At 58.9% G+C, this 23,277-nt stretch carries 24 protein-coding genes, 6 tRNA genes and 1 CRISPR repeat array (1 of these 31 cut by a window edge); of the genes, 7 read left to right on the top strand and 23 right to left on the bottom strand.

Annotation, left to right across the window (positions count from 1 at the left end):
• Nucleotides 1-271: a CRISPR direct-repeat array (repeat unit 36 nt; unit sequence GTCTTAATCCCTTCTCAATCAGGGCATGATTCCAAC); it reaches 260 nt to the left of the window's first position.
• A 149-nt stretch (nucleotides 272-420) separates the two neighbouring features.
• From cas2 (HPTL_RS03695) to fdxA, 10 genes are all read right to left on the bottom strand, one after another.
• The gene (cas2, locus tag HPTL_RS03695; protein WP_119334767.1) at nucleotides 421-705 is read right to left on the bottom strand and encodes a CRISPR-associated endonuclease Cas2; all 285 of its coding nucleotides are present in this window, start codon (nucleotides 703-705) and stop codon (nucleotides 421-423) included.
• Between the two features lie 10 nt (nucleotides 706-715).
• Nucleotides 716-1,732: a CRISPR-associated endonuclease Cas1 gene (cas1, locus tag HPTL_RS03690; RefSeq protein ID WP_119334766.1), complete on the bottom strand. Its 1,017-nt coding sequence runs from the start codon at nucleotides 1,730-1,732 to the stop codon at nucleotides 716-718.
• An 11-nt stretch (nucleotides 1,733-1,743) separates the two neighbouring features.
• Complete coding sequence (gene cas2, locus HPTL_RS03685; protein WP_119334765.1) at nucleotides 1,744-2,028, bottom strand: CRISPR-associated endonuclease Cas2; 285 nt, start codon at nucleotides 2,026-2,028, stop codon at nucleotides 1,744-1,746.
• Between the two features lie 64 nt (nucleotides 2,029-2,092).
• Nucleotides 2,093-2,821: an amino acid ABC transporter ATP-binding protein gene (locus HPTL_RS03680; RefSeq protein WP_119336059.1), complete on the bottom strand. Its 729-nt coding sequence runs from the start codon at nucleotides 2,819-2,821 to the stop codon at nucleotides 2,093-2,095.
• Between the two features lie 89 nt (nucleotides 2,822-2,910).
• Nucleotides 2,911-4,008, bottom strand: a complete 1,098-nt coding sequence (locus HPTL_RS03675; protein ID WP_119334764.1) for an amino acid ABC transporter permease — start codon at nucleotides 4,006-4,008, stop codon at nucleotides 2,911-2,913.
• Between the two features lie 15 nt (nucleotides 4,009-4,023).
• A complete protein-coding gene (locus tag HPTL_RS03670; protein ID WP_119334763.1) occupies nucleotides 4,024-5,199 on the bottom strand; it encodes an amino acid ABC transporter permease in 1,176 nt (391 codons plus the stop codon).
• 86 nt (nucleotides 5,200-5,285) lie between these two features.
• Nucleotides 5,286-6,311, bottom strand: coding sequence for an amino acid ABC transporter substrate-binding protein (locus HPTL_RS03665; RefSeq protein WP_119334762.1), 1,026 nt, complete (start codon nucleotides 6,309-6,311; stop codon nucleotides 5,286-5,288).
• A 156-nt stretch (nucleotides 6,312-6,467) separates the two neighbouring features.
• Nucleotides 6,468-8,159 carry a long-chain-fatty-acid--CoA ligase gene (locus tag HPTL_RS03660; RefSeq protein ID WP_119334761.1) on the bottom strand — a complete coding sequence of 564 codons (1,692 nt, stop codon included), beginning with the start codon at nucleotides 8,157-8,159 and terminating at the stop codon, nucleotides 6,468-6,470.
• A gap of 81 nt (nucleotides 8,160-8,240) precedes the next feature.
• On the bottom strand, nucleotides 8,241-8,690 hold the full coding sequence (locus tag HPTL_RS03655; RefSeq protein WP_119334760.1) for a CBS domain-containing protein: 450 nt from the start codon (nucleotides 8,688-8,690) through the stop codon (nucleotides 8,241-8,243).
• Nucleotides 8,691-8,750: 60 nt separating this feature from the next.
• Entirely contained in the window at nucleotides 8,751-9,074 is a 324-nt protein-coding gene (fdxA, locus tag HPTL_RS03650; RefSeq protein WP_119334759.1) for a ferredoxin FdxA, read from the bottom strand.
• A gap of 161 nt (nucleotides 9,075-9,235) precedes the next feature.
• Between fdxA and trxA the strand changes: the two genes are divergently transcribed.
• Nucleotides 9,236-9,562, top strand: coding sequence for a thioredoxin TrxA (gene trxA / locus HPTL_RS03645; RefSeq protein ID WP_119334758.1), 327 nt, complete (start codon nucleotides 9,236-9,238; stop codon nucleotides 9,560-9,562).
• Between the two features lie 133 nt (nucleotides 9,563-9,695).
• Nucleotides 9,696-10,955 (top strand): transcription termination factor Rho, encoded by a 1,260-nt coding sequence (rho, locus tag HPTL_RS03640; protein WP_119334757.1) that lies wholly within the window; start codon nucleotides 9,696-9,698, stop codon nucleotides 10,953-10,955.
• A gap of 213 nt (nucleotides 10,956-11,168) precedes the next feature.
• Here the strand turns inward: rho and HPTL_RS03635 are convergent.
• From HPTL_RS03635 to HPTL_RS03610, 6 genes are all read right to left on the bottom strand, one after another.
• A tRNA-Asp gene (locus HPTL_RS03635) sits at nucleotides 11,169-11,245 on the bottom strand.
• A 12-nt stretch (nucleotides 11,246-11,257) separates the two neighbouring features.
• A tRNA-Glu gene (locus tag HPTL_RS03630) sits at nucleotides 11,258-11,333 on the bottom strand.
• A gap of 12 nt (nucleotides 11,334-11,345) precedes the next feature.
• Nucleotides 11,346-11,422 (bottom strand) — tRNA-Asp (locus HPTL_RS03625).
• 12 nt (nucleotides 11,423-11,434) lie between these two features.
• A tRNA-Glu gene (locus HPTL_RS03620) sits at nucleotides 11,435-11,510 on the bottom strand.
• 17 nt (nucleotides 11,511-11,527) lie between these two features.
• Nucleotides 11,528-11,603, bottom strand: a tRNA-Ala gene (locus HPTL_RS03615).
• Between the two features lie 63 nt (nucleotides 11,604-11,666).
• A tRNA-Ser gene (locus tag HPTL_RS03610) sits at nucleotides 11,667-11,757 on the bottom strand.
• A gap of 104 nt (nucleotides 11,758-11,861) precedes the next feature.
• On the opposite strand from HPTL_RS03610, the gene HPTL_RS03605 reads away from it, so the two are divergent.
• Complete coding sequence (locus tag HPTL_RS03605; RefSeq protein WP_119334756.1) at nucleotides 11,862-12,434, top strand: cob(I)yrinic acid a,c-diamide adenosyltransferase; 573 nt, start codon at nucleotides 11,862-11,864, stop codon at nucleotides 12,432-12,434.
• Between the two features lie 15 nt (nucleotides 12,435-12,449).
• Here the strand turns inward: HPTL_RS03605 and aroG are convergent, their stop codons facing one another.
• Genes aroG through yjgA form a run of 3 tightly spaced genes read right to left on the bottom strand, consistent with a single transcriptional unit; the run spans nucleotide 12,450 to nucleotide 14,696 of the window.
• Nucleotides 12,450-13,541 (bottom strand): 3-deoxy-7-phosphoheptulonate synthase AroG, encoded by a 1,092-nt coding sequence (aroG, locus tag HPTL_RS03600; RefSeq protein ID WP_119334755.1) that lies wholly within the window; start codon nucleotides 13,539-13,541, stop codon nucleotides 12,450-12,452.
• A gap of 2 nt (nucleotides 13,542-13,543) precedes the next feature.
• Nucleotides 13,544-14,146 carry a molybdopterin adenylyltransferase gene (mog, locus tag HPTL_RS03595; RefSeq protein WP_119334754.1) on the bottom strand — a complete coding sequence of 201 codons (603 nt, stop codon included), beginning with the start codon at nucleotides 14,144-14,146 and terminating at the stop codon, nucleotides 13,544-13,546.
• A complete protein-coding gene (yjgA, locus tag HPTL_RS03590; protein WP_119334753.1) occupies nucleotides 14,139-14,696 on the bottom strand; it encodes a ribosome biogenesis factor YjgA in 558 nt (185 codons plus the stop codon). The genes mog and yjgA overlap by 8 nt, the downstream gene beginning before the upstream one ends.
• A 36-nt stretch (nucleotides 14,697-14,732) precedes the next feature.
• On the opposite strand from yjgA, the gene HPTL_RS03585 reads away from it, so the two are divergent.
• From HPTL_RS03585 to HPTL_RS03570, 4 genes are all read left to right on the top strand, one after another.
• Entirely contained in the window at nucleotides 14,733-16,082 is a 1,350-nt protein-coding gene (locus tag HPTL_RS03585) for a metallopeptidase TldD-related protein (protein WP_119334752.1), read from the top strand.
• Between the two features lie 74 nt (nucleotides 16,083-16,156).
• Nucleotides 16,157-17,239, top strand: coding sequence for a TRAP transporter substrate-binding protein (locus tag HPTL_RS03580; protein ID WP_119334751.1), 1,083 nt, complete (start codon nucleotides 16,157-16,159; stop codon nucleotides 17,237-17,239).
• 80 nt (nucleotides 17,240-17,319) lie between these two features.
• Nucleotides 17,320-17,856, top strand: coding sequence for a TRAP transporter small permease subunit (locus tag HPTL_RS03575; protein ID WP_119334750.1), 537 nt, complete (start codon nucleotides 17,320-17,322; stop codon nucleotides 17,854-17,856).
• Between the two features lie 32 nt (nucleotides 17,857-17,888).
• Nucleotides 17,889-19,622: a TRAP transporter large permease gene (locus HPTL_RS03570; RefSeq protein WP_119334749.1), complete on the top strand. Its 1,734-nt coding sequence runs from the start codon at nucleotides 17,889-17,891 to the stop codon at nucleotides 19,620-19,622.
• Nucleotides 19,623-19,660: 38 nt separating this feature from the next.
• Here the strand turns inward: HPTL_RS03570 and trpE are convergent, their stop codons facing one another.
• From trpE to HPTL_RS03550, 4 genes are read right to left on the bottom strand one after another with little or no spacing between them, the layout of a single operon-like run.
• The gene (gene trpE, locus HPTL_RS03565) at nucleotides 19,661-21,187 is read right to left on the bottom strand and encodes an anthranilate synthase component I (RefSeq protein ID WP_119336058.1); all 1,527 of its coding nucleotides are present in this window, start codon (nucleotides 21,185-21,187) and stop codon (nucleotides 19,661-19,663) included.
• A 28-nt stretch (nucleotides 21,188-21,215) separates the two neighbouring features.
• The gene (locus HPTL_RS03560) at nucleotides 21,216-21,887 is read right to left on the bottom strand and encodes a phosphoglycolate phosphatase (protein ID WP_119334748.1); all 672 of its coding nucleotides are present in this window, start codon (nucleotides 21,885-21,887) and stop codon (nucleotides 21,216-21,218) included.
• A complete protein-coding gene (gene rpe / locus HPTL_RS03555) occupies nucleotides 21,887-22,600 on the bottom strand; it encodes a ribulose-phosphate 3-epimerase (RefSeq protein ID WP_119334747.1) in 714 nt (237 codons plus the stop codon). The genes HPTL_RS03560 and rpe overlap by 1 nt, the downstream gene beginning before the upstream one ends.
• A 19-nt stretch (nucleotides 22,601-22,619) precedes the next feature.
• Nucleotides 22,620-23,270 (bottom strand): FHA domain-containing protein, encoded by a 651-nt coding sequence (locus HPTL_RS03550; RefSeq protein ID WP_170141257.1) that lies wholly within the window; start codon nucleotides 23,268-23,270, stop codon nucleotides 22,620-22,622.
• Nucleotides 23,271-23,277 lie beyond the last annotated feature (7 nt).

Here is a 23,277-nt window from a genome sequence, read left to right as displayed (position 1 = left end):
GAGGAATGGAAAGGGATTGACGTCTTAATCCCTTCTCAATCAGGGCATGATTCCAACACTGCGCGTATCGGTGGTTTGAGTGAGGATGGAACCGTCTTAATCCCTTCTCAATCAGGGCATGATTCCAACGCAGAACAAGCGCACCAGTTTCTTCCCGTCCTTGTGTCTTAATCCCTTCTCAATCAGGGCATGATTCCAACCAGAGACGCAGTATTACCTTCGCCCTGGAGAGCGGGTCTTAATCCCTTCTCAATCAGGGCATGATTCCAACAGCATCCACATTTTTCTGCTTTTTGGAACAATGGGTTACAACCACTGTTCCCAAAAAATTAACCACTTTGACTACGTGTGTTTTGTACAGTTGGTTGTGCGACATTGGATAAACCAAATTGTCAAGGAGCAAACAAAATTAATTGTACTTCAGAGATCTGGTGGCAGTACACTGAGATGGATCCCTTCCGGCAACACGGCCCGACCGATTCGCTTACGCCATCCTCCCGCGGGTAATGGGTAGCACCGCAGATCATCTTTTTTGGGGTTGATCAGGCAAACGGCGCGTTCCATGATTCTACGCAAACTCCGTTCATCGCCTTGGTAAATAAAGACGGAGTACTGGATGGGGGTAGCCACGCGTGTGAAATAGCGGTGCGTCCGTGCCAGCCGCTTGGGGTCCGTGATATCGTAGCAGATCAGAAAAGTTGCCATCGTGAACCACTCACTCGAGCGGGTCTGAAGCTACCGAACTGTCGCTTGCTGAAGCAAATGCCTCCCAAGCTTCCTCTGCTGCAGCCAAAGGTTCTTCGGCGGCTTTGAGCCAATCGGAAAGCCATTCTACCTCTTGCTCAATAGCTGAACGCAAGTCGTTGCCAGCGTGTTCATACGCACCGTAAAAATGTTGCCGCCCCGCCTTACCCAGAAGGCACCCGCTTTCGGTCTGGCTGAAATGTTCTTTGCGAACGGTTTCGTTCCGGATCAACTCGAGACAGAAGCGGTCACAAACCACGCGCAAGGGCTCCAGTAGATCCGAAGCGAGCGATTCGCGGCCAAACGACAGCGCATGGTAAAACCCAACGAATGGGTCGAACCCCGCACCAAATAGAGACAGAGCAATTTCGGCATGCATCAGGGTATAGGTGAGGGAGAGCAGCGCATTGAACGGATCCCGCGGTGGTCTTCGGTTCCGCCCATGAAACCCCCAGCTATCCGGCACAACCGCTTTGAGCCCGGAAAAGTAGTACCGCGCAGCGTGCCCTTCGATGCCCCGTAATGCGGCAATAGATTGGGCACTTTGTGCATCCACTGCCGCTTTTTCGATTTGCCGGATGGCATGGGTAAGTTCCAGGCGCACGCCTGGGTACCGCTGACGCAGTTCCAACAAAAAGTAGCGCTGCCCCTCACACTTTCGGTGGACAAGCGCTCGGGAAAATTCGAGCGCAAAGGGTTCGTCGAACGCTTTGAGGATTTGCGCGACGCGTCTTCGCGCGTCATTGTGGGGTCGCGCCAACATCAACGCGGGTTTCCCCCTTCTTCCCGCTAGGATGATCACCCCCACGCCTGCCTCGCCCAATTTGCCCAGAAGGTTTGCGGAGACGGATACATCCCCTTTGAGAAAAACGCGGGAAAGCGGCTGTATGGGGATGGTTGCCAACCGTTCTTCGTCTTCACGGATGACGATGGCATTGCCGTCCAATGCCAAATGCACGCCGCGGCGATCGACGATGAGGCTACTCATGCTTCTGCTCCTTATGCCACCACGAAGTAGCTGGGAAAACTCTCGACTGGGATGCCGTAGGCATGCATCGACATCCGGGGGTCAAGGCGAAAAAGATGCACGCGATCGACCTCTGCGTCGATCAGTTTGCGCAAGGTGGTAATGATCGTGGCAATTTCTGCAGGCGTTGCCCACACCTCATAGACCGATTTTTGCCCGCCCACCTTGTAGCCATTGAGGTAACGGTGGACACGGGCCAACCGGCGAGGGTCGCAAATGTCGTAGGCAACCAAGTAACGATCGCGCCCTTTGTCCATAGCGGACAGTGTAGGCGCGTCTTCACAGAAGGCAAGCGCCACAAGCTTGTGGCGCTCGAGGGGATCAGTGGTTGAGGATCTGGCCCAGGAACTGCTTGGTCCGTTCGTTTTGCGGATTGGTGAAGAAGACTTCGGGCGGCGCTTCTTCGACGATTTCGCCCTTGTCCATGAAGATCACCCGGTCAGCCACCGTGCGCGCAAAGCCCATTTCGTGGGTGACGCACAGCATCGTCATTCCCTCTTCCGCGAGTTCGATCATGGTGTCGAGCACCTCTTTCACCATCTCAGGGTCGAGCGCAGAGGTGGGCTCGTCAAAGAGCATCACCTTCGGCTTCATGCACAGCGCCCTGGCAATCGCAACCCGCTGCTGTTGCCCCCCTGAGAGTTGACCGGGATATTTGTTCGCTTGATCGGGAATGCGCACCCGTTCCAAGAAGTGCATCGCAATGGCTTCCGCCTCTTTTTTGGGCATCTTTTTCACCCAAATGGGGGCCAGGGTGCAGTTTTCCAACACGGTGAGGTGGGGAAAAAGGTTGAAGTGCTGGAACACCATCCCCACCTCTTTGCGGATGGCTTCGATTTGGCGCACGTCGTCCGAAAGCTCGATGCCATCGACGACGATGCGTCCGCTTTGGTGCGCTTCCAGCCGGTTGATGCAGCGAATGGTGGTCGATTTTCCCGAACCGGAAGGGCCGCAGAGCACGATCCGTTCCCCGCGGGCAACGGTGAGGTTGATGTCTTTGAGCACGTGGAAGTCACCGTACCACTTGTTCACGTGCTCCATGACGATCATCGCCTCCGCGGTTTTGTGCGAAGCGATCCGGTTGGGCGTCGTAGTGGCGGTTGCCGTTTCGTTCATCTGGAACTCTCCTCTTGCGTCCATTACCGACGATGGTCGGTATTGAGCCGTTTTTCCAGCGCAATCGAATAGCGCGACATGCCGAAGCAGAAAATCCAGTAGACCGCTGCGGCGAAGACGTACCCTTCCGTGGCGAAGCCAAGCCAGGCCGGATCGACAGTGGCGCGGTGAATGATCATGAAGAAGTCGGAAAGGCCGATGATGATCACCAGACTGGTATCTTTGAAGAGCGCGATGAAGGTGTTTACGATTCCTGGGATCACCAATTTGAGCGCCTGGGGCAGGATGATCAACCCCATCATCTGCCAGTAGTTGAGTCCCAGCGCCTGCGCCGCTTCATACTGCCCTTTCGGAATGGCCTGCAAACCGCCGCGCACCACTTCGGCGATGTAGGCAGCCTGAAAGAGCACCACCGCGATGAGCGCACGCACCAGTTTGTCGAAGTTCATCCCCTCCGGCAGGAAGAGCGGCAGCATCACCGAGGACATGAAGAGCACCGAAATGAGCGGTACCCCGCGCCAAAACTCGATGAACGCGATCGACACCGCTTTGATCACGGGCAGCTCGGAGCGCCGCCCCAACGCAAAGAGAATGCCCAACGGCATCGCGCCTGCGATCCCCACAGCGGCGATCACCAGGGTCAGCATCAAGCCGCCCCACTGATCGGTGGGAACCGTAGTCATGCCGAAAAGGTCACCGCCGTAGAGCAGCCACCAGGCAATCAGCGGGTACCCAATCAGGAATGAGAAGCCAAACAGCTTTTTCCAAGGAAAGCGCTGGAAAAGGAGCGGCCCACCCCAGAGCACGGCCAAGATCCCGGCAAGGTCGACGCGCCAACGCAACGCCTCTGGGTAGAACCCGTACATGAACTGCGACCAGCGCTGCGCGATGAAGACCCAGCACGCGCCGCCAGGTGTGCAATCGTCTCGGGATGTCCCCACCCAGGAGGCTTTGAGGAACGCCCATTCGATCACCGGCGGCACCAGCAACCATAGGATATAGAGGGTGATCAGGGTGAGGATTGAGTTCCAGACGCTGGAAAAGAGGTGTTCGCGCATCCACCCGATGGGAGAAAAGATCACTTTGGGTGGTTGCAGCGAGGATGCGGTTTCGTGTGTCATAAGCCCAGTCGCTCCTTATCGCTCCACCAGCGCCATGCGCTTGTTGTACCAGTTCATGAACAGCGAAATCGTGATGCTGATCGTCAAATAGACCGCCATCGCCATCGCGATGGTTTCGATCGCCTGCCCGGTCTGGTTGAGTACCGTACCGGCAAATAGCCCGACGATGTCCGGGTAGCCGATCGCTGCTGCCAGCGACGAGTTTTTCGTCAAATTGAGGTATTGGCTGGTAAGCGGCGGAATGATCACCCGCATCGCTTGCGGCAGGATTACCAACCGCAACCGCTGCTGCGACGTCAGCCCCAGCGCCATCGCCGCTTCCGTTTGCCCGTGCGGCACCGCCAAGATCCCTGCGCGCACGATCTCCGCGATGAATGCGGAGGTATAGATCGACAACGCCACCCACAACGCCACGAGCTCAGGGATCATTACCCAGCCGCCCACGAAGTTGAAGCCACGCAGGCGCGGGACTTCCCAGGTAAACGGCGAACCGAAGATGAGGCTAGCCAGGTACGGCAGGAGCACCACCAACCCCAGTCCGGTCCAAAAAACCGGGAACGGTTGTCCCGTCTCGTCCTGACGGCGTTTGGCCCAGCGTGCGATCACCCACCAGAGGACGAACGCCAGCACCACCGCAACGACAAACGCGGTGACCGCTTCTGTAGGTATGGGGCGCGGCAGATAGAGACCGCGAATATTGAGGAAAACGGCATCGAACCATCCCAAGCTCTGCCGTGGAGACGGCATCGCTTGCAACACTGCGAAATACCAGAAGAAAATCTGCAAAAGCGGAGGGATGTTGCGAAAGGTTTCGATATAGACGGTTGCCAGCGCCGAAACCAACGCGTTTTTCGAAAGGCGCGCCACCCCCATGATGAAGCCCAGAATCGTCGCGGCGACGATCCCCAGCGCGGAAACCAGTAAGGTGTTCAACAGTCCGATGACGAAAACCCGCGCGTAGGTGTCCGATTCCGTGTACGGGATCAGGGTTTGCAGAATGCCGAATCCGGCCGGGTCGTTCAGGAAATCGAAACCCGATGCGATCCCGCGCGCAGCGAGGTTCACGATCGCGTTGTGCGCAAGCCAACCAACCAAAAGCCCTAAAACGATGAGGGTGACGACCTGCGCGATGATTCCTCGGATTTTGGGATCGTAGATCCAGGAAAGAAACGCACTGCGTGAAGGTTTCATGGCCATTCTCGCGGCTGGAACGAAAAGGAACCCCCTGCCCATTCCGACAGGGGGTCCGCACTCAGAAGAGGGTCAAACGATCGCAATCAGCGAATCGGCGGCGCATACTGCAGGCCACCCTGCGTCCACAACGCGTTGAGGCCACGCTCGATCTTCAGCGGGCTTCCTTTGCCGACGTTACGCTCGAACGATTCGCCGTAGTTACCCACTTGTTTGATCACTTGGTATGCCCAGTCTTGCGGCAATCCGATCGCTTTGCCGAAATCGGCGTCGACGCCAAGGAGACGGCGGATTTCAGGGTTGTTCGATTTCTTCATCTCATCGACGTTCTTCGAGGTCACGCCGAGCTCTTCGGCGATGAGCATCGCGTAGTGGGTCCAGCGCACGGTGCTGAACCATTCGTGATCACCCGGACGCACCACGGGGCCCAACGGCTCTTTCGAGATCACTTCCGGCAGGACGACGTATTGGTCCGGATTCGCCATCTTGATCCGCTGCGCGTAGAGCTGCGACTGGTCCGAGGTCAGCACGTCGCAGCGGCCCGCTTCAAGCCCTTTCGCCGATTCGTCCGATTTGTCGTAGGTGATCGGCGTATATTGCATCTTGTGGGTGCGGAAGTAGTCGGCCAGGTTGAGTTCGGTGGTCGTCCCTGCCTGGATGCAGACTGTAGCGCCGTCGAGCTCTTTCGCGCTCTTCACGCCCAGCTTCTTGTTCACCAAGAAGCCTTGACCATCGTAGTAAACGACCGCAGCCGGGAAGACCATCCCCATGCCGGTGTCGCGCGACATCGTCCAGGTGGTATTGCGACTGAGCACATCGATTTCACCGGACTGCAGCGCTGTGAACCGCTCTTTGGCAGTGAGCGGCGTAAATTTCACTTTGTTCGCATCACCGAAGACCGCGGCTGCGAGCGCACGGCAGAAGTCGGCGTCGATCCCACGGACCACACCTTTTTGATCGGTGTACGAAAAGCCAGGGAGCCCGTCGCTCACGCCGCAACGGATCTCGCCGCGCGCTTTGATCGCGTCCATGGTTTCGCCGGCTTGTGCGGGTGCCACCGCCGCAACCGCCAATGCAGCGCCAACCGCTGCCAAAAGGGTTTTTTGCTTCATCACCTATCCTCCAAGGTTTCCATCCCAACAACTGTTGGGCAATCGAAGGATAAAGAAAAAAAGGGCGAGTGCGATAGTAGGGAAAACCCCACTGGTATCGCATTTCGCCCTTTGGCCGAACCGCACGTGCTGAGTTGGGGACGAGCCCCCATCCCGTTATTGCCCCTTGGCGACTTTTTCTGCCCGTTTCTCCCGCAGCGCGCGGCGCAGAATTTTGCCGACGTTGGTCTTCGGCAGCTCATCGCGGAATTCGACGCGTTTCGGCACTTTGTACCCCGTGAGCCGCTCGCGGCACCATGCGATGATCGCTTCTTCGGTAAGCGCCGGGTCTTTCTTCACCACGAACGCCTTCACCACTTCACCGCTCTTTTCGTCCGGCACCCCGATCACCGCAACTTCGAGCACGCCCGGATGGAGCGCAATCACGTCCTCGACCTCGTTGGGATAGACGTTGAAACCGGAGACCAGGATCATGTCCTTTTTGCGGTCGACCAGATAGACAAAGCCGTTTTCATCGATTTTGGCCACGTCACCCGTCCGCAAGAACCCATCTTCGGTAAACACTTTCGCCGTTTCGTCTGGACGGTTCCAATATTCTTTCATCACCTGCGGACCACGCACACAGAGTTCCCCTTCGGCACCAACGGGCAATTCGGCTCCAGCATCCGAGCGGATGGAGATCTCAGTCGAGGGCAGCGGCAGGCCAATCGAGTGGTTGTACTCTTGAAGCGTCATCGGGTTGATCGTCACCGCCGGCGAAGTTTCCGTCAGACCATAGGCCTCCAAAAGGGGTTTGCCGGTCACCTGCTTCCACCGTTTCGCGACGGCTTCTTGCACCGCCATGCCCCCGCCCAGTGTGACTTTGAACGCCGAAAAATCGAGTTTGGCAAACTCGGGGTGGTTCAAGAGCGCGTTGAAGAGCGTATTGACCCCGGTCATTACCGTGAAGCGCCACTTGCCGAGCTCTTTGACGAACCCCGGAATGTCCCGAGGATTGGGAATCAGCACATTGAGGCCACCCAGCGCAGTAAAGGTCATGCAGTTTGCGGTCAGCGCAAAGATATGGTAGAGCGGCAGCGCCGTGATGACGATCTCTTCCCCTTCCTTGACCGCCTCGCGAATCCATGCGGTGGCCTGCGCGACGTTCGAAAGGATATTGCGATGGAGTAGCACCGCCCCCTTCGCAACCCCGGTGGTGCCACCGGTGTATTGCAGAAACGCAATGTCCTCGGGGCCAACCGCAACCGGCTGCAACGTGGTTTTGGCACCCGCCGCCAGCGCTTCCTGCCAGCGGGTTACCTGAGGCAGGCGCCAAGCTGGGACCATCTTTTTCACATACCGGACGACAAAGTTGGTGATCGCCCCTTTCAGCCCTGGGAAAAGATCCCCCAACGACGTGACGATGATGTGGGGCACTCGAACACCATGCGCAATTGCCGCTTCCAAGGTATGGGCAAAGTTCTCTAGGATGACGATCGCCTCTGCGCCGGAGTCTTTCAACTGGTGCTCGAGCTCCCGCGGGGTATAGAGCGGGTTGACGTTCACCACCACATAGCCCGCGCGCAGCACGCCAAAGAGCGCAACCATGTATTGCAGGACGTTGGGCATCATGAGGGCGACCCGCGCCCCTTTCGGCAATTGAATCACTTGCTGCAGGTACGCGGCAAAAGCGCGCGACTGCTCGTCCAGCTCACGATAGGTCAGCACCTGCCCCATACACGCCGCGGCAGGGCGATCGGCGTAGCGGGCTACCGATTGCGCAAACAGGTCACCCAGCGATGAATAAGGAAGTGGTCCGATTTCGGCAGGCACGCCTTCCGGATAGCTTTTGAGCCAGATTTTCTCCATGGGTTTCTCCTCCGGTACAACGACTCGTTTCAGACGCACACCGAAGCCGCCCTGCCGTCCGTATCGCAAGCAACGTCCCCGTCAGCGGGAGGCTTCTTCGTCTTGAATCCCTTTGATGAACGCCTTGAGCGCTCGATTTTCGAAACTTTGCTCTTCGAGAACCGCTTTCGCGACGTCGTGAAACGACACCACACCCAGCAACGTCTCCCCATCCATCACGGGGAAATAGCGCTGGTGCACGCGCACCATCTGTTCACGCAACGGCTCGACTTCGGTGTCCGGCGAAACGGTCATCGGCGCCGCAAGCATCGTCTCCCGCACGGGGCGCTGCTCCCAGGCCGCACCGGCTTGGGCAATCGCTTTGAGCGCTTCCCGGAAGGTCAATAAACCGACCAGGCGCCCCCCATCGAAAACGACCAAGGAGCCGATATCCTCTTGCACCATGGTTGCCACCGCCTCTTTGAGCGTCGCCGCCGGGGAGACCGTAAACAATGCGTTGCCTTTGACCGCCAAAATTTCGCGAACTTTCATCACCTTCTCCTAAATAAGAAGGTTCAAACAAACGTTTGAACTCATTATAATCGAAACCGATTATCGCTGCAACAGATGTTTTTTCTCCTTCACACCCGCCCACTGGTCGGCGTCAGGAAGCGGCTCATGGCGCTCGACGATCGGCGGCCACTGTTTGGCCAATTCCGCATTGAGCGCAATGAACTCGCGCTGATCCTCGGGCACATCGTCTTCGGCGTAGATCGCCTCAACCGGGCACTCGGGGACACACAACGAACAGTCGATGCACTCGTCCGGGTCGATCACCAAAAAATTGGGCCCTTCACGGAAACAATCCACCGGGCAGACATCGACGCAATCGGTATATTTGCATTTGATGCAGGCTTCAGTGACGACATAGGTCATGGCACGCTCCTTGTTTGAACACGGTGTGCACATGATGCCACATCCCACCCCTTCGTTCTATGCTTCTGAGGGCATACAACCATTGACAAAGCGCGCACGCTGACGTATCGTTCGGGCACGTCTTTTTATTCCTCCTCAACCCCATTGGATTCGAGTGTCTCATGAGCGAACACATCCATCACGTGAGCGACGCCACGTTCGAACAGGAAGTGGTCAAATCCGAAATGCCGGTGCTGCTCGATTTCTGGGCAGAATGGTGTGGTCCCTGTAAAATGATCGCGCCGATCCTGGACGAAATCGCTGAAGCGTATGCAGGCAAACTCAAAGTCTGCAAGCTCAACATCGACGACAATCCGGAAACGCCCAGTAAGTTCGGCGTGCGCGGTATCCCCACGCTCATGCTCTTCAAAAACGGCAACGTGGAAGCAACCCGCGTGGGCGCGCTTTCCAAGTCGCAACTGACCGCGTTCATCGATAGCCACCTCTAAAATTTTACACGCGCTGCTCGACCCTCGTTCGGGCAGCCTTCGCTTTCCCCCAACCGCTCACTTTTTGATCGTTCAGGACCCGTGGTGTTCGGGTTCCTCACTGTTCAGTTTGAGTATCCGATAGCGAACCATCATGCATCTCTCCGAACTCAAAACGCTTCACGTCAGTGAACTGTTGACCTTGGCCAGCGAAACCGGGATCGAAAACGCGAACCGTTTGCGCAAGCACGAATTGGTGTTTGCGATTCTCAAACAACGCGCCAAACGGGGAGAACCGATCTACGGTGGTGGCGTCCTAGAGATTCTCCCGGATGGTTTCGGTTTTCTTCGCTCGCCGGACACTTCGTACCTCGCAAGCCCCGACGACATCTATGTCTCCCCTTCGCAAATCCGCCGCTATAACCTCCATACCGGCGACACGATCGAAGGGGAGATTCGCACCCCTAAAGATAGCGAACGCTACTTTGCGCTAACCAAGATCGACCACATCAACGGCGATCCGCCCGAAGTCTGCAAGCGCAAGATCCTCTTCGAGAACCTCACGCCGCTGCACCCCAACGAACCCTTTCGCCTGGAACGCGATATCCGCGGCGAAGAGAACCTCACCGGCCGCGTGATCGACATCATTGCCCCCATCGGCAAAGGACAGCGCGGTCTCATCGTTGCGCCCCCCAAAAGCGGCAAGACCGTGATGCTGCAACACATCGCGCACGCGATCGCGTCGAACCATCCCGAAGCGGTGCTCATGGTGCTTTTGATCGACGAGCGCCCGGAAGAGGTCACCGAAATGCAGCGTTCCGTGCGCGGAGAAGTGATCGCATCGACGTTCGACGAACCCGCAACGCGCCACGTGCAGGTAGCCGAAATGGTGATCGAAAAAGCAAAACGCCTCACCGAACACAAAAAGGACGTGGTAATTCTGCTCGATTCGCTGACGCGCTTGGCGCGGGCGTATAACACGGTCGTGCCGGCGTCCGGAAAAGTGCTCACGGGTGGGGTCGACGCCAACGCGCTGCAAAAGCCCAAACGCTTCTTTGGTGCCGCGCGCAATATCGAAGAAGGGGGAAGTCTGACGATCATCGCCACGGCGCTGATCGACACCGGCAGCCGAATGGATGACGTGATCTACGAAGAGTTCAAAGGCACCGGCAACATGGAACTGCACCTGGATCGCCGCATGGCGGAAAAACGGGTCTATCCGGCGATCAACGTGAACCGCTCAGGCACCCGCCGCGAAGAGCTGCTTCTGGACCCCTCGGTCCTGCCGAAAATATGGGTGCTGCGCAAACTCCTGTACGGCATGGACGATCTCGAGGCCACCGAATTTTTGCTCGACAAGATCAAAGCCACGAAGAACAACGCCGAGTTTTTCGAATCGATGCGGCGGGCGTAGCGGCCGTAGCGCTTCAGCGGGCATAGCCATAGTATGCCGCGGCGCTTTTGCAGGCCGTGGCCAGTGCAGCCGCGGCGTTGCTTCATGCAGCAAGCGTAGCGGCAATGGCCCCTTTTTCGCACGCGGCGATCGGCTGTGACCGTCGATGCGACGCTTCGCAAAAGAAAAAAGCCACCGACCGGTGGCTTTTTTCTTTGCATGACACTGAGTGGGTGGCGGAGCGGACGGGACTCGAACCCGCGACCCCCGGCGTGACAGGCCGGTATTCTAACCGACTGAACTACCGCTCCGCGTTTAACCTTTGGCGTCCCTAGGGGGATTCGAACCCCCGTTACCGCCGTGAAAGGGCGGTGTCCTAGGCCTCTAGACGATAGGGACGCTGCCCAAAACTGGCGGAGCGGACGGGACTCGAACCCGCGACCCCCGGCGTGACAGGCCGGTATTCTAACCGACTGAACTACCGCTCCGCGTTCAACCTTTGGCGTCCCTAGGGGGATTCGAACCCCCGTTACCGCCGTGAAAGGGCGGTGTCCTAGGCCTCTAGACGATAGGGACGCTGCCTCAAACCATTCTGGTGGAGGTAAGCGGATTCGAACCGCTGACCCCTTGCATGCCATGCAAGTGCTCTACCAACTGAGCTATACCCCCACAGCAGAGAAAGCGAATTATACTGGCGCGATCGTCTGTTGTAAACCCCTTTTTCGTTCGCGCTGGCGGAGAGGGCGGGATTCGAACCCGCGTCAGGGTATCACCCTGAACACGCTCTCCAGGCGTGCGGTTTAAACCACTCACCCACCTCTCCGCGTGAGCGGGAAATTGTAGCACAACGCCAGTCGTTTTCACCAAGCTGCGCGATCGGCTTTCCGGTACAATCGCCGCGTACAGACCACTCGGGAAGGAAGCGCGATGGGACATCGCCTCAGCAAAATCTACACACGAACCGGCGACAACGGCACCACCGGCTTGGGTTCGGGCGAACGCACCGGCAAGGACGATCCGCGCATCGAAGCCATCGGCACCGTAGACGAACTCAACGCCATTTTGGGGCTACTGGCTTGCGAACCCCTTCCGGAGGATCTTGCTGCGCTGATCGTCCGCCTCCAACACGAGCTCTTCGATCTGGGCGGAGAATTGTGCCTACCGGGTATGGCGCTCTTTGCCGAAAGCCGGGTCGATGAATTGGAGCAAGCGCTCGATCGGCTCAACGAAACGCTGCCGCCGCTCAAGGATTTCATTTTGCCAGGTGGCACGCGCGCCGCCGCGCTTGCGCATTTGGCGCGCACCGTCTGCCGCCGCGCGGAACGGGAAGTGGTACGCTTGGCACGTGTGGAGCCCCAAGAGCGGCTGCGTCCGGTTGTTGCGCGCTATCTCAACCGCCTCTCAGACCTCTTGTTCGTGCTGGCGCGCACCCTCAACGCGCGAAGCGGTACCCCGGATGTCTTGTGGCAGAAGCGGCTCGACGCCCCGAAATCCCGCTGACGGGGCGGCTACCGGTCAGTCGCCGCGTTGCGCCAGCACCGCCCGTCGCAACTGCACGGCATGCGCCAAACCGTCCAGGATATGGACGGTATCTTCCCAACCGATGCAGGCATCCGTGATGCTTTTGCCGTATTCGAGCGGTTGCCCCGGAATCAGATCCTGGCGCCCCTCTTTGAGGTGGGATTCGATCATCACGCCGATGATGCGCTCCTCCCCTTGCGCCAGTTGATCCATTACCGCTTGCGCCACTTCTGCTTGACGACGGTGATCTTTCCGGCTGTTCCCATGGGAACAATCGACCATGATACGCGCCGGCAAACCGGCGTTCGCCATCTCCTGGCACGCCGCTTGCACGCTTGCCGCGTCGTAGTTAGGCGCTTTGCCGCCGCGTAAAATAATATGACAATCTTCGTTCCCCGCGGTACTCACGATCGCCGAATGGCCCGCCTTGGTCACCGAAAGGAAGTGGTGCGGTGCCTGCGCCGCTTTGATCGCGTCGATTGCGATCTTGACGTTGCCGTCGGTACCGTTCTTGAAACCCACCGGGCAGGAGAGCCCAGAGGCCAATTCACGATGGACTTGGCTTTCCGTGGTGCGGGCACCGATTGCCCCCCACGCGATCAAGTCGGCGATGTATTGCGGCGTGATCATGTCGAGGAATTCGGTTCCAGCCGGGAGCCCCATCTCCGTGATCTCGCAGAGGAGTTTGCGCGCGATGCGAATGCCATCATTGATGCAATAGGTACCGTCCAAGTACGGATCGTTGATCAACCCCTTCCAGCCCACAGTGGTTCGGGGTTTTTCGAAATAGACCCGCATGACGATCAACAGCTCGTTCGCAAGACGCTCAGCCTCTTTTTTGAGGCGCGTGGCGTATTCGATCGCCGCGTCCGGATCGTGAATCGAACAGGGTCCCACCACGACGACCAAGCGCTCATCCGCACCGTGGAGAATACGGTGGATCGCCTGTCGGGCTTCGAACGTAGTTTGCGCCGAAGCCGGTGTCGCCGGGAATTCCCGCAGCACATGGATGGGCGGAACCAACTCTTGGATGTCGCGAATCCGAGTGTCGTCGATATGAAACCGAACGGAACTTCTAGGGTTCATGGCTATGAGACCTTCTTGGTTGTGGGACGTTGCGCGCTTTTCGGCCGAAACGCGGGGATCACGTCGGGATCCGTTTCAATATACGGGCCGCCGATCAAGTCGATACAGTAGGGAATCGCGGCGAAAATCCCTTTGTGCCGCCAACTGCCGTCTTCATGACGGAGCCCCTCCAGAGTTTCCACGATCGATTTCGGTTGGCCAGGCAGATTGACGATCAAGGTTTTTCCGCGCACGACCGCCACTTGGCGTGAAAGGATCGCGGTAGGTACGAAATTGAGACTGATGCGCCGCATCTCTTCGCCAAAACCGGGCAGGACGCGATCGGCCACCGCGAGCGTCGCCTCGGGCGTGACATCGCGCGGTGCAGGACCCGTTCCTCCCGTGGTCAGAATCAGGCAACAACCGCACGTGTCGGCTAGCGTTCTGAGCGTCTCCTCGATCACCGGCTGCTCATCGGCGATCAGCCTCTTTTCCGCCCGCCAAGGGGTAACGAGCGCGCGGTTGAGCCACGACTCCAACGCAGGAATTCCTTTGTCTTCGTAGGCGCCGCTCGATGCGCGGTCGCTGATCGACACCAACCCAATGACCACCTCGGGTTCACTCATCGTCGGTCTCCTCGTCGTGATCCGTCTCCACTGCGCTCCGTTCCGGGAGCGTCAGTACCAATGTCGCCTCGATCGCGTGCCTAAGCGCTGCCACCAAGCGACGGCGCGGCAAGAGGTCTTGCGGTTCTGCCGCCAAGCCTTTCAACGCAGCGCGTCGCATTTGCCGCCAATAGGGCACGTCGAACTCGGGAAAGCGGGACAACAGTTCCCCCACCACCGACTCATCGGCAAGAAATTCGGCGGCAAGGCGTTCCGCTTCCCGTTGACACTGCGCATCGACCGCCCCACCGGGACACAGGGAAGCAACCAGCGCCTGCAGCGGTTCCAGTTCGTACGGTTGCAGAAGACGCCCCACATACTGCATCTGGCGCCGGTAGGCCTCGAAGTGACCAGATAGCCGTCTCGCTTCCGCGAGCGCCTGCGCGAGATCGCGCGGGAGCGCCAACCAGCGCAACCGCTCCACCGGCAGCGCCAACAGCGCTTCCCCTACCGCTTGCAGTTGGTGCATGCGCGCTTTGCGCTTGGTTTTCGAGAGTTCTTGCGGTTCCATTATAGAATTATCGCAAATTTTCCCTGAGGATCACGCATGAACCCTGGCTTGCCTTCATTGCCGCACTGGCAACAGCAACTCCAACGCGTTGCGGAACATGCCGCCGAACGGGCACGCCTTCTTGGCGCAACAGCACAAACAGGGGTTTCGGAACGAGTGGGACGCTCCATCACGGTACGCCACGGCGAAGTCGAAACCATCGAGCACCACCGCGAACGCACCCTCTCGGTGACCGTTTACCTCGACGGGCGTACCGGGCACGCCGCCACGAGTGACCTTTCTCCGCGCGCGATCGAAGCAACCGTGCAAGCCGCAGTGGCGATCGCGCGCCACACCGAACCCGATCCTGCCGCCGGGCTTCCCGATCCTTCATGGCTTGCCGACCCCAGTGCCGCGCCTGACCTCGGCTGCTACCACCCTTGGTCGGTGACTCCTGAAACGTTGATCGCGCTTACCCAGCGCCTCGAAGCGGCCGGAACGGCGCAAACGGGGATCGTCAATTCCGAAGGAGCCACCTGCACCACCGAAGTGGAACTGAGTGCGATCGCGAATACCCTCGGTTTTTCAGGGGTCACCGCCGAAACAGCCCATTCCTATTCTTGCGTATTGCTGGCACAAAGTGACGACGGCTCGCTGGTGCGCGACGGTGCCTGGGCAAGCCGCCGCGTAGCCGACCAATTGCCCGATCCCGAAGCGATTGGTGTTGAAGCCGCGACGCGGACATTGCAGCGCCGCAACGCGCGCAAACTCGCCACGGGACGCTATGAGGTCGTCTTCAGCCCCGAAGTGGCGCCGTCGCTTTTGAGTCACTTCGTCGCCGCGGCAAGTGGCGGCGCGCTCTACCGCCGTGCCACGTTTTTGCTGGAACGGTTCGAAACGCAGCTTTTTCCCGAATGGTTTTCGGTCCAAGAGGATCCGTGGCTGCCCCAAGGTTTTGGCTCCTGCCCATTTGACGCCGAAGGGGTGCGCGTGGCGCCACGCCTTGTGATCGACCAGGGCCGATGGGTCGGACGCTTTTTGTCCAGCTACACCGCGCGCAAACTCGGGTTGGTCAGCACCGGTAATGCAGGCGGCGCGCACAACCTGTTGCCCACCACCACCCACGATTCGCTCGCTGCGCTTCTGGCCACGGTCGATCACGGGCTATTGATCACCGAACTCTTGGGTCATGGGGTCAATACGGTTACCGGCGAATACTCGCGCGGCGCGGCCGGATTCTGGTTCGAAAACGGTGCGATCGCCTATCCGGTGCATGAAATCACGGTCTCGGGCACGCTCCCAGAGCTTTTTGCCGGGTTGATCGGCGTTGCCGACGACGCCCGCCCCGACCGCCGCTTTCGGTTGGGCAGCACCGCGATTGCTGCAGTGCAAATAGCGGGTCAATAATTTTTGCGTTATCATAAACGCCGCCAACTGAACCGTTCAGTTCGCATAACAAACCCGTATCCAAGGAGGTGATTATGGAACGTCGTCGTTTCCTCAAAGGCGCCGGCCTTGCCGGCATTCTGGCTGCCGGCACGGCGCCTGCGATCATCCATGCACAAGAAGTAATCCGTTGGCGGTTGGCGTCGAGCTTCCCGAAAGCGCTCGACACCATCTACGGCGCGGCGGAAGACTTCGCGAACGCCATCAACCAGATGTCCGGCGGTAAATTCGAAGTCCAGGTCTTCGCTGGCGGCGAACTGGTGCCCGCTTTCGGGGTGTTGGACGCCGTTCAGCAAGGCACCATCGAATTGGCCCATACCGCGCCCTACTACTTCTTCGGCAAGAACGAAGCGTTCGCGTTCGACTGCGCGGTACCGTTTGGCCTCAACTCGCGGATGCTCACCGCATGGATGTACGACGGCGGCGGCAACCAGCTGATGAACGAATTCTATGCGAAATACAACATCGTCAGCCTGCCGATGGGGAATACCGGCACGCAGATGGGGGGTTGGTACCGCAAAGAGATCAAGTCGGTTGACGACATCAAGGGGTTGAAGATCCGCATTTCTGGTTTTGCGGGCCGAGTACTGACAAAACTCGGTGGCGTTCCGCAAAGTATCCCGGGCGGTGAAATCTACCAAGCGCTCGAAAAGGGAACGATCGACGCCACCGAATGGGTTGGCCCGTACGACGATCTCAAGCTCGGTTTCTACAAAGTGGCGCCTCACTACTACTATCCGGGCTGGTGGGAAGGTGGTGCGCAGCTGACGCTGTACATCAACAAAGAGAAGTTCGCGGCGCTCCCGAAAGAGTACCAAGAGATGATCCGTGCTGCGGCGTCGCACGCCCACGTGACCATGCAAGCGAAGTACGACGCGCGCAACCCGCAGGCGTTGAAGCAGCTCATCGCAAACGGGGCGCAGGTGCACCGCTTCCCGAAAGACGTCATGGACGCAGCGTTCAAAGCGCGCAACGAAGTCTACGCCGAACTCAACGACACCAACCCGGATTGGAAGAAAATCTACACCGAGTTCGAAAAATTCCTGCGTGACCAGTACGCGTGGTTCCGCCTGGCGGACCTGAGTTTCGACCAGTACATGGCTTCCGTCAAACTCTAAAATCGAAAACCCCCGAAACATGCGGGGGTTCTTCTCTTTCACCCCCCCGATTACAACCCTGTTGATGAGGCGTCACGACGATGCAACCGCTCCTTAGAATCTGTGCGGTAATCGATACGCTCAACCGCTCACTCGGGCGGCTCTTTTTCTGGTTCACGCTCGCAGCCACTGCGATCAGCGCCGCGAACGCATTGGTGCGCAAACTCTTCGATACCAGCTCCAACGCCTTTTTGGAGATCCAGTGGTACCTCTTCGCTGCAGTCTTCATGCTGGGGCTGGGTTACGGCTTTTTGGAAAACGCCCATGTCCGCATCGACGTCGTCGCCAACCGCCTGAGTGCCCGGACGCGCAATTTGATCGACGCCATCGGCATCGTCGTCTTCGTCTTTCCCCTGTGCTACTTCATGGCGAATTTCGCGTGGCCGATCGTCGTCCAAGCCTATACCACGGGGGAAATGTCGTCGAACGCGGGCGGTTTGATCCGCTGGCCACTCTATGCGCTGGTGCCTGCCGGATACGGCTTGTTGGCCATTCAGGCCTTCTCTGAATTGATCAAGCGCATCGCATTCTTGCTGGGTCACGGCCCCGACCCGCTGAAGCAAGCGAACCCCCACTAATTCACCCATTTTGCGAGGCTGAGGAGCGCTTCATGGCCGAATTCCTTGCTGCCAACTTCCCGCAGCTGATGTTCCTGGGGTTGGTCATCTTTCTGCTTTCCGGCTTTCCCGTTGCATTTTCGCTCGCGTCAGCGGGGCTGCTTTTTGGTTTTTTGGGGATTCATTTCGGTATTTTTCCGGAAACCCTCTTTCACGCGTTGCCGCTGCGGGTTTTCGGGATCATGCAGAACGAGACCCTGTTGGCGATCCCCTTCTTCACCCTGATGGGCCTCATCTTGCAGCGGTCCGGAATGGCGGAAGACCTTCTGGAAACGGCAGGCCAAGTCTTCGGCCCGATCCGCGGTGGGCTCGCGATTTCGGTGATCGTCGTCGGGGCGCTGCTTGCCGCAACGACCGGGGTCGTTGCCGCATCGGTGATTTCGATGGGGTTGATCTCGCTCCCCGTGATGTTGCGCTATGGGTACCATCGTGGGCTCATTTCCGGCGTGATCACGGCGTCCGGTACGCTCGCGCAGATCGTTCCGCCGTCGTTGGTGCTGATCGTAATCGCAGACCAATTGGGCCGCAGCGTCGGTGACATGTACAAAGGCGCGCTGATCCCGGCGTTGGGGTTGATTGCGGTCTATTTCCTTTACGTGATCGCGATTGCGCTCATCCGCCCCAAATGGGTCCCTGCACTACCGGAATCAGCGCGCACGTTTCATGAGCCCAACGGGGGTAGTGGCTACCGCTCGCTCCTCTTCACCTTTTTGGGGGTGCTGGCCGCCGCTACCCTCTTCGCCGCGAACTATGACGCGCTTTTGACGCAATGGAAAGGCGAAGCGGTCACCGCGCCAACCGACGAGAAAGTGGTGATGGCCACCACGTTTGGTGCGTTCGTCGCACTGGTGCTCGCGGCGATCGACTCCGCGCTGGGCCGCCGTTTCCTTTCCCAGATGACGCATCGTGTCATTTTCGTGATGATCCCGCCGCTCGTACTCATCTTTTTGGTCTTGGGCACGATCTTCATCGGCGTCGCGACGCCCACCGAAGGGGGCGCGATGGGGGCGATCGGTGCGATCGCGGTGGCTGCACTGCGCAAACGATTCTCGATGGCGATGTTGCGCGAGGCGCTGGAGGGAGCAACGAAACTGTCGATCTTCGTCCTAGCGATCCTTCTGGGTTCGACGGTCTTCAGCTTCGTCTTCGTCTCCGCGAATGGACAGGAGTGGGTGAAAGAGCTCTTTGCGCAATTACCCGGCGAGGAACTTGGCTTCTTGATCTTCGTGAACACCCTCATTTTCATTTTGGGGATGTTCCTCGACTTCTTCGAGATTTCGTTCATCGTGCTGCCGTTGCTCGCACCGGTTGCCGAACATCTGGGGATCGATCTTGTCTGGTTCGGGGTTCTTATCGCGATCAACATGCAGACGTCGTTCTTGACGCCACCGTTTGGTTTCGCGCTCTTCTATCTGCGCAGCGTCGCACCGGTGAAACATTACGAAGACCCGGTCACGAAGCAACAGATCGCGCCGGTGACGACGTTTGACATCTACAAAGGGGTGATTCCCTTCATCGTACTGCAGATACTGATGGTCGCCGCAGTCCTCATCTGGCCAGGGATCATCACCGCGAACCTCGACGTGCAGAAAAAAGTGGATCTCGACACCATTCAGATTCCGTTCGAAGGCGGTGAAGCAGGCGATTGGGGCGATGCAGGCAGCGGCACGAGTGGTGGCGGTGCCACCACCGGCGGCGATTCCGGTTGGGGGAATAGCGGCTGGTAAACGGACCGGCGGGTAATCCGGCTGACAACTTCAGCGGGTTACTCGTCGAACGCGCCGCTTTTCACCGATTGTGCCGCTTTGAGCATCGCCAGCGCTTTGTTACGCGTCTCTTGCCACTCGGCGTCGGGTTGGGAATCGGCTACGATTCCCGCCCCCGCCTGCACATGGACTTGGCCGTCTTTGATCACCGCAGTGCGAATCGCAATCGCCAAGTCCATCTCTTGGTGGAAACCCAGATAACCGACTGCACCGGCATAAATGCCGCGGCCGTGCGGTTCCAATTCGTCGATGATTTCGAGCGCCCGCACCTTCGGCGCGCCGGAAACGGTTCCTGCAGGAAAGGTAGCGCGGAGCACCGAGAGCATCGACTCGCCTTCTTTCAACACCCCTTCGACGTTCGAAACGATGTGCATCACATGGGAGTAGCGTTCGATCGCGAACGCCTCGGTGACCTTCACGCTGCCGGTCCGCGCCACGCGCCCGACGTCATTACGCCCCAAGTCGAGCAATTGCAGATGTTCGCTGCGCTCTTTTTCGTCTGCCAGAAGCTCTTTTTCCAACGCGGCATCTTCTGCCGGGGTTGCCCCCCTTGGGCGCGTCCCCGCAATGGGACGCACGATCACTTTTTTGGCTTCGCCGTCGTCCTCGACACGCGTGAGGATCTCCGGAGAGGCGCCAACCACCTGGAACGACTCGAAGTCGAAATAGAAGAGGTAGGGCGACGGATTGAGCGAGCGGATCGCACGATAGAGCGCCAGTGGCGCACCCGCAAACGGCTGACTCATCCGCTGTGAGAGCACCACCTGCATGATGTCGCCGTCGACGATGTACCGTTGCGCTTTTGCCACCGCAGCTTTGAACGCCTCCTCCGGAAAACCGAACGCGAGCGCTTCGTCTTCGGTCGGTGCTGAGCCTGCTTGCGCGGCAGCAGCACCGGTCCGTTCCAGACTTTCCGGCCAACTGATCGGTTGCCGCAATTTACGTTGCAGTTCGTCGAGCCGCTTGACGGCCCGACGGTAGGCGCCGGGCACCCCCGGGTCGGCATAGACGACCAACGTCAGTTTTCCGGTGAGGTTATCGACGATCGCAAGCTCCTCGGAAACGAGGAGCAGAATGTCGGGGGTCTGAAGCGGATCCGGTTTGGCATGGGGGCTGCGCGCCAGCCGCGGTTCGATAAAGCGGATGGTGTCGAACCCGAAATAGCCGACCAGCCCCCCGATGAAACGCGGCAGCCCTTCGCGCGGCGGAATTTTGATTCGGTTGAGGTACTCGGCGATGAAATTGAGCGGATCCCCGTAGTCGCGCCGCTCGACCAAGCGGTTCCCAGTGAGCAACAACACCGAGCGCCCATAGACCTCGATGCGGCTGGGGGACGCCAACCCAATGAACGAATAACGGCCGAATCGCTCGCCCCCCTGAACCGATTCCAGCAGGTAGGTCCAGGGTTCGTTGGCGAGTTTCAGGTAGATGGAAAGTGGTGTATCGAGATCACAGAACGTAGTACGCGTTACCGGGATCCGGTTGTACCCAGCTTCTGCGAGTGCGTCGAATTCCTGTTCGCTCAAAGTCACCGTACCTACCCTTGCGCCGTTGCTAAGCAAGGAAGTTTAGCACTTCCGGCAGCGACTCGAGGTAGGCGGTACAAGGAACTTCGTGAATGGGCTGTCCTTCACTGTAGCCGTACGTGACCAAGAACACCGGCATTTCGAGCGCGCGCGCCGCCAACGCGTCGTTGCGCGAATCGCCTACCATCACAGCGGCGATAGGGCTACTGGCGCCCAGTTGGGTGAGCGCGTAACGCAGCATCGCGGGATCCGGTTTTTTCACCGGCAGCGTGTCGCCACTTACCACAGCGGCAAAATAGGACAGGATGCCCATCCGCTCCAACAAGGGCAACGTGAATTGGCTCGCTTTGTTGGTCACCACGGCAAGCTTACGCCCCGCGTCACGCAGCGTTTCGAGCGTTTCCAACGCGCCGGGATAGAGGCGGCTATCGTTGCCATTGACCTGGGCATAGTGGCGACGAAAAACCTGCAACGCCGTTTCGAGCCGTGCCGAATCGGCCGCGACCGCAGCGCCCAACGCGCGCCGCACGAGTTCGCCGATCCCCTGCCCGACGAAGGTGGCGATCTCTCCCTGGGTCCGGGGCGGCAACCCCAGTTCGACGAGCGTTCGGTTCGCTGCCTCGGTCAAATCGGGCAGGGTATCCACGAGCGTGCCATCGAGGTCGAACAGGACTACTTCGGCCGCGTACCGTTCTGGCATCAGGCACCCTCCCGGTCGATACGCGCAAGCTCGGCGCGAAACTGCGCGATCACGGAGTCGTACCGGTTCGGGTCGTGCGCGTTCGCCGCACCAAAGACGGCCGAACCGGCAACGAAGACGTCAGCGCCCGCCTCGGCCACCGCAGCGATATTGTCGACCTTCACGCCACCATCGACCTCCAACCAGATGTGGCGCCCCGTCTCCGCTTCGTAGCGATCGAGCAGCGCACGCGCTTGGCGCAATTTCGGCAAGGTCGAGGGAATGAATTTCTGACCGCCAAACCCTGGGTTCACGCTCATCAAGAGCACCAGGTCGACTTTGTCGAGCACATGTTCGAGCCAAACCAGCGGTGTTGCGGGGTTGAAAACGAGACCAGCTTGGCAACCGCAGTCGCGGATGAGCGAAAGCGTACGGTCGATGTGCTCCGATGCTTCCGGGTGAAACGAAATGATGTCTGCGCCCGCTTTTGCGAATTCGGGTATCAAAGCATCAACCGGTTTGACCATCAAATGGACATCGATCGGTCTCTCGGTATACGGCCGAATCGCCTGACAGACAAGCGGCCCGACGGTGAGGTTCGGAACGTAATGGTTGTCCATCACGTCGAAATGGATCCAGTCGGCCCCGGCAGCGGAGACCTTCTGCACCTCGTCGCCCAAGCGGGCGAAATCGGCAGATAGGATACTGGGAGCGAGCAAGTAGGAGCGTTGCATCACGTCACATCCTCGAGAGCTAATGAGAAACCGAATCGGCGTCCAAGGAGAAGATGCGATCACGCCATTCGAAGTGATCGCCAAGACGCAGCAGTTGCAGCCCAGACGTGACCGCTCCGTTCAGCCGGACCTCCGTCGTTTCCGGAACGAAGAGCAAAACACGGTAGCCGTCACGAATGAGCATCGGATCGCGATTGGGGTCACTGCCCAACCGTGTCACGCGCCGCGAAAGAAGCAGCGCTTTGCCACCCGGCTCCACCACCAAGCGCGGTTGGGCGATCGGGACCGGCGGGCTCGTAGGCGACTGCTCCGGCGCGTCCCACGACAAGGTGTTGGGCGGTGAAGCGACGAAACGCAAGCAGAAATGGCCGATCCGGACGGTTTCGCCCGGTTTGAGGCGCGCCCGCGTCACGCGCTGGTTTTGGTACCAGACGCCGTTTTTACTCCCCAGATCTTCGACCAAAAGTTCTTGAAAGAAAGGGGTAAGCAGGGCGTGGCGCGCACTCACCGTCGCGTCATCCAAGCGAATGTCGTTGCGCTCGTCACGCCCCACCCGATAAAGGGGCAAGACCAGGGGTAGTTGCCACAGGAACGTTTCCCGATAGGAGAGCTGCAACCCGCCGGAGGGGGCAGAGCGGAGGAGATCAGCGAGGCGCGATGTCGTACCCACGAATCGA

Source organism: Hydrogenophilus thermoluteolus (assembly GCF_003574215.1).
GTDB lineage: Bacteria > Pseudomonadota > Gammaproteobacteria > Burkholderiales > Rhodocyclaceae > Hydrogenophilus > Hydrogenophilus thermoluteolus.
This window is presented reverse-complemented; position numbering and strand designations above follow the sequence as displayed.